The organism is Okeania sp., assembly GCF_983059655.1.
Genome location: NZ_CEZPJD010000112.1, coordinates 3,672 through 14,760, shown reverse-complemented (window position 1 = coordinate 14,760; position 11,089 = coordinate 3,672). Strand labels below are relative to the sequence as shown.

At 35.8% G+C, this 11,089-nt stretch carries 6 protein-coding genes; all 6 read right to left on the bottom strand.

The window, feature by feature from the left end; translation table 11 throughout:
* Positions 1-116 precede the first annotated feature (116 nt).
* On the bottom strand, positions 117-347 hold the full coding sequence (locus AC3DU7_RS09195) for a hypothetical protein (protein WP_488039049.1): 231 nt from the start codon (positions 345-347) through the stop codon (positions 117-119).
* Positions 348-1,009: 662 nt separating this feature from the next.
* Entirely contained in the window at positions 1,010-4,171 is a 3,162-nt protein-coding gene (gene infB / locus AC3DU7_RS09190; protein ID WP_488039048.1) for a translation initiation factor IF-2, read from the bottom strand.
* A 927-nt stretch (positions 4,172-5,098) separates the two neighbouring features.
* Positions 5,099-5,377, bottom strand: a complete 279-nt coding sequence (locus AC3DU7_RS09185) for a YlxR family protein (RefSeq protein WP_488039047.1) — start codon at positions 5,375-5,377, stop codon at positions 5,099-5,101.
* Between the two features lie 641 nt (positions 5,378-6,018).
* Complete coding sequence (nusA, locus tag AC3DU7_RS09180; protein ID WP_488039046.1) at positions 6,019-7,362, bottom strand: transcription termination factor NusA; 1,344 nt, start codon at positions 7,360-7,362, stop codon at positions 6,019-6,021.
* Between the two features lie 516 nt (positions 7,363-7,878).
* A complete protein-coding gene (gene rimP / locus AC3DU7_RS09175; RefSeq protein ID WP_488039045.1) occupies positions 7,879-8,340 on the bottom strand; it encodes a ribosome maturation factor RimP in 462 nt (153 codons plus the stop codon).
* Positions 8,341-9,187: 847 nt separating this feature from the next.
* Positions 9,188-10,636, bottom strand: coding sequence for a hypothetical protein (locus AC3DU7_RS09170; RefSeq protein WP_488039044.1), 1,449 nt, complete (start codon positions 10,634-10,636; stop codon positions 9,188-9,190).
* Positions 10,637-11,089: the final 453 nt, after the last annotated feature.

Here is an 11,089-nt window from a genome sequence, read left to right as displayed (position 1 = left end):
TCGCGCCAGCGTTGCAAAGCAAACGACCGCTTTTTATCCCCTTAAAAGGGGAGGCGCATACCCACGATTTTTCGGTAAAAAACGAACAAGAAGATTTGTAATATAAACTACTGTTATTAATAAGCTAGTGTTTCTAGAGTTTCCCGTAAATAAATACTAACTTGCCGATCTAAGGATAGATTTGGCTGCTGACCTTCATTAATCTTACGCTCTAATTGCCATCTCTGAAAACCTGAACTTACAGCGATCGCTTGCTTCAAGCTATCCCACATTCTAGATTCTGATTCATTTTTTGTAATTACTTTGGCTGAATTATTATTCCAAGAGGAGACATTAAATTTATTCATAATACTTACCTAAGTTAGTGATAAAGTTGCTGAGATTTTTAGCTTCTACTTCTTTAAAGATAACTCACTATCCACAAACTAGGTATTAGTATAGGACTACATATGTCATCAAATCTTGACTTTTAGATATCATTTTTAAATTTATTCAAACATTAAGTATAGGCAGTTTTAATACCTACCTACTTTCTCAAATTATTTGTTATAAACTGCATCTCTCATTAAAAAAAACTGTAACAAAAACTGCTTTTTTTCAGACATACGAATATTTGATACAAATTCCCTATATACAATTTAATTAATAAACATCTCCAGAAATGAGGGAGTAGGGAGTAGGGAGAAATAATTGATGATTTCTGTACGATAATTGATTTTATTTTTGACTATTGGAAATGTCTAATGTGACTTGATATAACTGAACCTGCTAAAAATTTAAGTTGCTACATTCAGGTAATATTGCTTTTGCCTGACAATCTGAAGCTGTTATATAAACGAAAGATTAAGTAGGGTGTATGACGGCACAATTACCATTTGTGGAATTACAATAGAACTCCGTTCTGCCTTGCGAACAATTTTACGCCTCACACTATGAGGTAGTGCCATCTGTAATTAGCTTCACACCCCACCCTATCTAAATATTTATTTGACTACACTTTCTCAGTCTTTTACACTGAAAGTTTCCGACGCTTAGTTACCATTTGATAGCCTTCAACTATATCACCTTCAGCCCAGGAACTAAAGTTGTCTAAGCTAATGCCACATTCATAACCTGCATTGACTTCTTTGACATCATCCTTAATACGCCTTAACGAGTCCAGTACACCTTGGTGAATAACTTCTCCTTTACGACGTACTCTTACCTTACAGTTACGGATAACTTTGCCAGAAAGTACATAACAACCTGCAACAGCGCCACGATTAATATTAAACACAGCACGCACTTCTACTTCACCTAATGGCTCCTCTACTAGCTCAGGATCTAATAGACCTTCCATTGCTCCTTGAATATCATCCAAGAGTTTGTATATGACGTTGTATTCTCGTACATCTACTCCCGCAGCATCCGCTGCTTGACGTGCTCCTGATGCCATCGTTGTATTAAAGCCAATAATTACAGCTTCACTAGCCGCTGCTAAGTCAATATCTGTTTCTGTAACTTCTCCCGCTCCAGAGAATAATAGCCTTAGTTGCACTTCATTTTGAGGTAGTTGTCGCAGAGCTGCAACAATAGCCTCAAGAGAACCTTGAACATCTGCTTTTAGTATCAAGTTTAGTTCCTTAAGATCTCCTGCTTGGGCACGAGCTGAAACAGCCCCAAGAGTCGTTCTACGCATAATACGAGATTCTCTTTTAGCATCTGCTCTATCTGTAGCAATTGATGAAGCATCTTTTTCATATTCAAACACATCAAACTCATCACCAGCTTGAGGCACATCTCTGAGACCAAGAACTTCTACCGCAAAAGATGGACTTGCTTTTTCTACCCGGTTGCCTCGGTCGTCAATCATTGCCCGCACTTTTCCGTAGGCAGAACCAGCAACTACAATATCTCCCACTTTCAAAGTCCCATTTTGCACTAACAAACTAGCTACTGGACCTCTAGCTTTATCTAAATGAGCTTCAATTATCGTGCCTTTGGCCAAACGTTCTGGGTTAGCTTGTAAGTCTTCTACTTCCGACACTAACAAAATCATTTCTAGTAAACTATCCAGATTCTGTTTCTGGAGCGCGCTAACTGGAACCATAATAGCGTCACCACCCCATTCTTCAGGAACTAAGCCATGTTCCATCAATTCTTGCTTCACACGATCTGGGTTAGCTTCTTCTTTATCAACTTTGTTTATTGCTACTATCAGTGGTACTCCCGCAGCTTTCGCATGACTGATAGCTTCTATGGTTTGTGGTTGTACACCATCATCTGCTGCCACAACTAGCACTGCGACATCTGTAACTCTTGTTCCTCTTGCTCGCATAGCAGTGAAAGCTTCGTGACCAGGAGTATCTAAGAATACTACTTGTTGCATCTGACCTTCATGTTCAACATCAACATGATAGGCTCCAATATGTTGAGTAATACCACCTGCTTCTCCTGCTGCTACTTTAGTGGCACGTATTGAGTCTAGAAGACTGGTTTTTCCATGATCGACGTGCCCCATGATTGTTACTACTGGAGGACGACGTTGAAGCTTTTCTAGGTCAGCATCTTCCAGCATTTCAGTAGTTTTCTTCGCTGCTGACTGTTCTTCTTGGGCTTCTACAGGAATTCCTTCTTCTTCTGCAACCATTTCTATGGTGGCAATATCTAAGCTTTCTGTAATATTGACTGCGATGCCTTTGATAAATAGTCTTTTAATAATCTCTGTTTCTGCCACTGCCAAAGCTTTTGCTAATTCTTGAACTGTCATGCTTGAATTAATTACTAGCTTTTCTACCGGTTGAGCTTCAACAGACTTATTTTGTTCAGCAATTTCAGACTTGACAGTTTGCTGTGGTGCACTAGGCCTCTTTTTGATGCTGGGAGTGCTATTACCAGAATTAGATTTAGTTTTGCCAGAACTACTATTTGGTTTTGGTGGGCGAGCTAAAGATAAGCTCATTGTTACTGGTTCTGGCTTACTTAAAATTTCTTCTAAATCTTCATCATCTTCTTCTAGGAGTGGTTTAGGACGAAGACGTTTTGCTTTTGCACTAGCTTTGGCATTTTTCTGAGCAATTTCGCTTGGATCTTCTTCTTCTTCTTCCCAAGTTGGACCTTTCTTTAATTTTGATGATGAAGGCTTAGTTGGAGAGATTATTTTTCGTCTTGGTTTTTCTAGCTCATTATTATAGTCTAATTCTATTATTTTTTCTTCTGGTTCTTTTTCTTCTGTTATATCTAAATCAATATCTGTATCTTTATCTTTTACAGAAGAATCAAATGATGTTTTTAGTTTTGGTTTTGGTGCAAGCTGAGGTTTTTGTAATTCTTGAACTGGCTTTGATTTAACTGTAGGTCTATCTCGATGTTTTTGCTTTGACGGACTTACAGTTTCATTGCCTGAAATAGTTGCTTTTATACTTTTTGTTGTTTGAGAAGTATCTTTGTTTTCTTTTTTATTAACAATTGCAGGCTTTTGAGAGGGTTTTTCTTCTCTCTTCTGAGAAGGCTTTTCTTCTCTTCTTTTTTTAGCTTCCTGCTTTGTTTTCTTATTTTTTTGATTAGGCTTTGTTGTGGGTGTACTTTGTAGATTTCGATTTATGCTAGGAGGTGCTGGTCTTACAGGTGGTGCTACTAACTGGGGGACTTCCGTTTCAACTGTATTTTTTAATGATGCATTCAGAGCTACATCTGTAGATTTTTTATCTACTTCTGATACAGATTGACCTTGCTCTCCCTCTAGCTTGAGGGACATATTTGGCCTTGGTTTACCGATATGCTTAGTTTGCCGGTCTAATGTTTCTGGTGCTGGAGGTTTTGGAGGAGTTGCCACTAATTGAACTTTATTATTCTGGTTTTGGTTTTGATTTTTTTGTTTAGATTTAGATCTTTCTTCTAAGGGTTTGGGTTTGGGTTTGCGTATTTCTAATATCTGCTGTTTCTTACCCTCGTTATGATTAGAAGTTGACTCTTGATTTTGAGAGTTGCTTTTTTCGGGAACAGAAGACCTACTGGGAGAGTGGGGTAAGCTTTCTGCTTTTTTGCGGATTAGTTCTGCTTCTGCTTCTGTAATAGTACTACTGTGACTCTTCACAGATATGTTAAGTTGTTCACAAACTGCTAATATATCTTTGTTATCCAAATTCAATTCCTTTGATAATTCGTAAATTCTTACTTTTCCGTTGTTCATCCACTCTACCCTCTCTTTACAAGTCTATAGTTTTACATTGTCATAATGTTTATTTAAAGACTACACTACAATCATACTAGCTTTAGGCTCAGTTTAGCTACTTAAATGCTTTTTTTTTATTTTTACTGCTTTGAGTTTATGAACTGTTTAGCTAATGTCTCGATTAAGTTGATATTTTAGTTAAAACCGATGATTATTTAGATTGGAGAAATGAATATTTCAGATTAGTTGGCTGAAAGTATAATTGCTCCATTTATTAACTAGACCCGATTTTTTGTTATGGGTTGAAAATTATACATAATTAAGTTTAAGTTTCAGGCAATTGTATTTATTCCTCCAGTTTGAGTTTGTTATTTTTTATACATAAAAATCTTTATGGTACTTCAGTCAAGGGTTTGACTTTTATATACTATGTTGAATTCAATCAGAATTTAAGTTTCCTAAGACATTTATTGTCCTTAGAGTATCTATTCTAGCAGGATTTATAATTTTTATGCAGTCTGAATGCTGTCTTAAGCTTTTCATTTAATTTGAAAACAGGCATACTGTTTTACAAGGGATTCAGTTATCTAAAATTAAAATGCACTACAGCTTAGTAACTTATTAGGTCTATATTAATGACAGATATAGTAATCAGGAATCAGTTGTGAGAATTGAGGTGTTCCTTAAAAGTATGGAATATATCAATTATGATATTCATATGATACGTTTTTTTCTTCTTCTCTGTTCCCAGCTCCGGTGTTCCCTGTTCCCTAAAAGTTTCCAATATCTCACAACTCAAATCATATTGCTATATAAAATATCTAACTGCTAGAGAAGATAGACAAAATTAATTGTGATATTCAATTTATTTAGTAATTTACAGTTCATTTGTGAATTATGTAAATATTATTTTATTCTACTGTACAACTGTTTGTTGAAGTATTTTCAGCCATCATCCTTTGTATTTTTGGATGAAGAATTTTTCAATCTCTGCCACAATGCTTGATATATTTCTGGTGATACATAAGTTTTAAGTGAACGGCCTAATTTATTTTTTTTACGAGCAATTTGAAAACATTCTGTTTGTGGACAAATGTAAGCTGAACGTCCTTCTCCTCGATCTAATCTAATGGTAGAAGATTTTTTAAGACGAACAACTCGCCAAAAATCTTCTTTGGGAGCAAGTTTTTTACAACTAATACACCGACGGTAATTTGGCTTCATTTTAACTTTTTGTTTGATTAGAACTTTATTCAATTACTTTTGATTCTGTTCAGAATAAATTGGCAAATATCAAGTAATATTATCTATGATTTTCCCTAATACTTTTACTTAAGAGTTAGCCAAAACTAGGTCAAAATTCTCTTCTTTAGAGGTAATAAAAAGTGGTCATTTTCGCTTCACATAACTTTTCTATCTCCTAGGGAGAAGCTGCGCTAACGGAATGCTACCGCAAACGTTAACAACTAGCCTATTACAGAGTAGCTCAAGCTTATTGCCAATATGGAAAGAGCAGCAAACCCATAGCATTCCATAGCAGGTTTCCTCTAAAGTTGAGATAAGACCAAAACTCATAAAGTCTGGAACCACTAGAGTAGTATTAAAATGACAGAACTGCCAAAAAAAATCCTTAACTGAAGCAAATTGTGCCATATCCAATTGACTAAGAGAGAAGAAAATTCAGTATTTTCTTGCCTCCCTATTGCAAGAGATACTTTTAAGTATTAACGTTTGCGCAGCATAACTATAGGAAAGTTTTTCCAGAGGCTAAGTGAAATGACATTGTACTTAAAAGCTCTAATATGACTTTGATTGTAAATAATTAACTCTATCTCTGAAATGATCAACTTTAATATCTAAAATATCTAAGTTAATTCCACAGGATATTCAGTTTCATCAACTTCAGAATAATTATCTGAATCTTCAAAATCTGTATTCTCTAACTCTAACTCCTCAGCATCATTTTCTTCTTGTTCAGCTTCCTCTTGTTCAGCTAATGCTTGTTCAGCTTCTTCTTGTTCAGCTAATGCTTGCCGATGAGAAACTTCAACTGCAATTTTGCTATCTTCTTCAGCATGATCGTATTTATCAGTGTCCTTAATATCAATTTTCCAGCCAGTGAGGCGAGCGGCCAGACGTACATTTTGTCCTTCCTTACCTATAGCCAAACTAAGTTGATCCTCCGATACCAAAATATGTGCCCTCCTTTCCTCTGGATCTATTAAACGAACTTCGTCTACTCTAGCTGGACTAAGGGAATTGGCAATATAAGTTGCAGGATCTGGAGACCAGCGAATCACATCTATTTTTTCTCCCCTTAGTTCATTCACAACTACCTGAATTCTCGATCCCCTAGCGCCAATGCATGCTCCAACAGGATCTACATCTCTTTCTAGAGTATCAACTGCAATTTTAGTCCGAGGGCCAACATATCGGGATGGCGGATTTGCTTCCCTGGCTACTGCTACAATTCTCACTATCTCATCTTCAATTTCTGGGACTTCGTTGGCAAATAAATAAACCACTAAACCAGCATCAGCCCTAGATACAAGTAATTGAGGCCCACGAGTTGAGCCTTCACATACTCGCTTGAGATAAACTTTGAATGTGGCATTAGCACGGTAGTTATCGTTGGGTAATTGTTCTCGCTTAGGTAGTTCAGCTTCTACTTCTGGCCTACCAAAACCACTATTTGCAGATAAGATAATTGATTGTCTTTCAAATCTTAGGACTTTGGCTTGAAGAACTTCGCCTTCTAAATCTTGAAATTCTTCTTGAATCATCTTGCGCTGCTGATCCCGTAGTTTTTGAGCTAATACTTGTTTGGTCTGGATAGCAGCCATACGACCAAATTCATTTTGCTCTGGTGTGACATCTAAGAATACTGCATCATTTAATTGTGCCTCTGGAGCTACTTTTATAACTTCTTGCAGAGCTATGTGGTGGTCTTGATTGGTCACTTCTTCAACAATGGTTTTAGTGGCCAATACTCGAAATCCTTCTTCTTCTACATCCAACTCTACTTCAAAGTTGTCAAAGTAGTCATCTGTGAAATGAATTCCATCTAGACGTTGAGTACGTCGGTAGCGTTCATATCCTTTTAGCAAAGCTTCGCGTAAAGCAGCTTGAACTGCTTGTTTTGGTAAATTGCGCTCTTTACTAATACCTTCGATCATATCTTTAAGTCCAGGCAAGTTGACCATTGACATAATTTTTTATCCTCTATTTTTCTAAATTTTTGTGCTTCGAGGCGAGTTTTTTCATCCTTGTTAAGATTAGTGCAGGATGGCGGAAATAACTGGTTACAAAATCCTAAAACAATTACAAATCAATACTTTTGGCTGTCAAATTTGCGTCTTACATTCTGGAGGGGCTATGTGCGGAACCATTTCCGTACTTTAAAAGTGCCGTAGGAAACCTCGCTAATTAGCACTCGCTTTTAACTTCCGCGTAGCAGCATTTAGGATATTAATAATTTGGGTATTCAAGTGAAGTATTTTTTGTTTTTTCGAGAGCTTAAACTTTGAGAATTTAAACAACAAGTAAAGAGGGACAAGTATAGAGTGTTATCTTTGACTTGATATTCATTTATGAAACTATGGGAATTTGAAATTCTTTTTAGTTGTTTATTTTGGTTGTTGATATTTAAGCCTGACGAGCAATCAAAAAATCAATTTCAGACCTTAGTTAATATTTGTTCTTTAATATTTTCTAGTGTCATTTAATTACTTTCCTTCTTGTAATTCAACAGTCATAGTTAGAGAGCGTGGAATAGTCACTTGTCGTCCTTTTTGGTTAATGTAAATTGCTGTTGGATCGCGACCAACCAGTTGTCCTGTCCACTGATTTTTACCTTTATATGGTTCGGAAGTATTAACAATTACGTTAAACCCTTTAAAGGCAATAAAATCTCGATCATTATCCAGAAATTTAGAAATACCTGGACTGGATATTTCTAGTAGATATGGTTCAGAAATAATATTTGCTGCATCTAGTGATTCTTCCATGGCATGGCTCATCCGTTCACAATCATCTAAACCTGTGTCTTGATGAAGGTTCCGAATGTCCAAACGCAGCACTGGAGGATGCTGATTTGTATGAAATACTGCTGCTACTAATTCCAATCCTAGGGACTCGGCAATAGGGGTAGCAAATTTGATGATTTGTGGTATTAATGGATGACTCATAGGACTAATGCAACAAAAAAAGTGGGCTTCACCCACTCCCCGTTAACAGTTGTTAACATTAACTTAAATCCTTTACGGATTATACAAATTTTGCTTAGACAGAAGCTTTCTTTACATTATGCCTTTTGACACCTTCTACGGTCTAAAGACACGGAGATTCCTACTGAGCCGTAACTCTTTGGCGGGTTAACGCTTTTTAGGCTGCTGCTACTTTGACAGTAGTCTTATGCTTGCCTCTACGTCCCTTTAGAGTTTCCGTTAGCATAGCTCCTCCGGAGGAGGCGTGCCCCCCGGCAACTAATAAAACTTTATCACATATCTGATAACTTTATCATAATATTCAATTCACTTGCAAATTCAATAAAAAGTCGCCCTAGAAGGGTGAGGCTTTAAACTCAATTTTTTGGTAGTTGCAACAACTGCTTTGTTAACTTTTAATTCTAATTCTTGTAAGAGTTATAATACCTTTCAATTATTCATTTTACAAGCTGATAATTGGGATACGTTGTCCCTACTTATTAAGTCTATTAAACTATTAGTAGTTATTTATATCATATTTTTTATTGATCGGCAAGTTGACTTTTTCTATCATTACCATTTCACTTTTAAGGATTTCATTTCAATTATCAGTTAGCCTCCTAAGTTCGGAGCTACCCTATCAGTAGCTCTGCCTGAAGTCAAAGTTTTCTATCTATTAGACATCTCCAAAAATTAAAAATAAAATCAATTCTTATCCATAAATTATCAATTATTATTCCCTGTTCCCTGTTCCGGTGTTCCCTGTTCCCTCTTTTCTGGAGATGTCTATTAAATCTTATTTTTTACTTTTTACTTCCGTGAAGCGGTATTAGCTGATATTATTTTGAGATTTACTAGCTTTAAGCTGTAGTTGTCTGGTTTGTTCTAAAATTTTTTCGATATCTTCGTCACTCATTCGCATCACATAATTAATTTTTACTTCTTCGAGAAAGGCTGATACTAAGGATTGAAGTTCTTCTAATGTGTTCTCTTGTTGTAATTCTGTACTTAGTACTTTACCGAAGTTTTGAACTAGCTGGTTAGATAATTTTGTTCCTACTGGATCTGCCATTGCTATTTTAATTGTTTCATAAGCATTTTGGGGTCCTTCAGTAGCAAGATTTGATAATTCTTGGACTAATCTTTCTGATAGTTGATTTGCTAAGTTTTCTACTCCTGGTATTTGCTGAAATCTCTGAAAAGCTGGTGATTCTTCAACTATTTTCTCTACATTGTAACGGATTAGAACTTCTATATCTGGTTGTAATTGAGGTATGACTTTGCAAACAGTTACTTGTACTAATCTCGTAGCGATCGCTTCAATTTCATTAATGTTATTTAGATCGATATAAGTTTTTTCTTGAGAGGAAAATATTTGCTTTGCTAATTCCCCAGTTTTGACATCTTTTTGCACCTGATTAATTACTTGCATTATTACTACTTCTGTTAGTTCTTGAGCAATGGAAGCAAGAAAACCTCGACTCGCTTGTGCCCTGATTGTTTCTAGGTCTATAATTTGAGCATTATTGAGGCGAATTGTTACAGGAATTATCCGTAAAATCTGTAGAAATGGTAATAGTAAAAAAATGTCATACCAACGCCATAGAGTTGCTTCTGGCCAGTTTACGCTAGGATAACGGCGACTAATTAAAAATGTTCTGGCTAGAAATTCAATACCAAATATGATGATGAATGGTAGGTCAATTATGCCAAAATAATCATTGAATCCTCCACTTTCACCGATGCCACGATAATAATTTTTAGCAATTATTGGTTGAATTTCTGTTTCAAACCATTTTAGTTCTTCAATCAATTCATTTTCTGTTAAGTATTCTTGACTCCAGAAGGTGATAAATGATTCTTTTGCAGAATCTTCTGGATTAGGAATTTTATCCCTGATTCGATTTTTTATTTTTTCTAGAGAGCCGCTTTTGTTGGCAGCTTCAAAAGGATTTTGATCGATCATTTCTATACTAAGTGCCCGTAATTTTGCTAACTCTTCTTGTACTATTAAAGAATCAGCACCTTGAGAAATGTTATTTTTCAAATCTTGAAAGTGAGTTAAGTATTTTTCTGTATCTCTGTTAGGTTTAATTCCTTTAATAGAGTCATATTTTTTTGTGAGTATTGGGACTTTTTCAAAATAAAAATCACGAAAGGTAATATAGCTCATGTTAAATAGCACTAGAATAAAATTGACTAGGGCTAAAAGTGCCATTATTCTTTCAAATATTGGAACTTTGCGAAATTTCCGACGAATATTTTTTGTAGTTACCATTGATGATTTACTTGTTTTTATCAGGAAAAGCAGAGGGCAGGAGGGAATTCTGATTCCTCTCCTCTCGCTCTGTGCCTGTGACCGAAGGGAACAAGGGTATAAAACCGACAATTGGTTGAGGTACAATACCCCAACCAATTGTTTCTTCTGTCCTCTGCCTAAGTGCCTTCGTTTACATATTTTATATTTTTTCAGATTGGGTTGGAACAGGTTTGAAACTGTTTTATATCTTTAAATTTTTTGATACAGCACTTTCCGATGTAATTGAGGTACACTGATTTTAAAGCAGAAGTAAAAAACTTAAGAAGATTGGACTGTACCTCATAGCAAAGGAAACCGCTGTCAGGTTAACTAGATCTGAGATTACTAGATATGAAATCTAGAATTTAGGGACTTTCCTATTCCCTTCATCCAGGCTAAATCACTACATCTACAGAAATACGGATATTTAAA

Coding starts and splice junctions, on each gene's coding strand:
- AC3DU7_RS09195 (WP_488039049.1), bottom strand. CDS start 347: ATGAATAAATTTAATGTCTCCTCTTGGAATAATAATTCAGCCAAAGTA.
- infB (WP_488039048.1), bottom strand. CDS start 4,171: ATGAACAACGGAAAAGTAAGAATTTACGAATTATCAAAGGAATTGAAT.
- AC3DU7_RS09185 (WP_488039047.1), bottom strand. CDS start 5,377: ATGAAGCCAAATTACCGTCGGTGTATTAGTTGTAAAAAACTTGCTCCC.
- nusA (WP_488039046.1), bottom strand. CDS start 7,362: ATGTCAATGGTCAACTTGCCTGGACTTAAAGATATGATCGAAGGTATT.
- rimP (WP_488039045.1), bottom strand. CDS start 8,340: ATGAGTCATCCATTAATACCACAAATCATCAAATTTGCTACCCCTATT.
- AC3DU7_RS09170 (WP_488039044.1), bottom strand. CDS start 10,636: ATGGTAACTACAAAAAATATTCGTCGGAAATTTCGCAAAGTTCCAATA.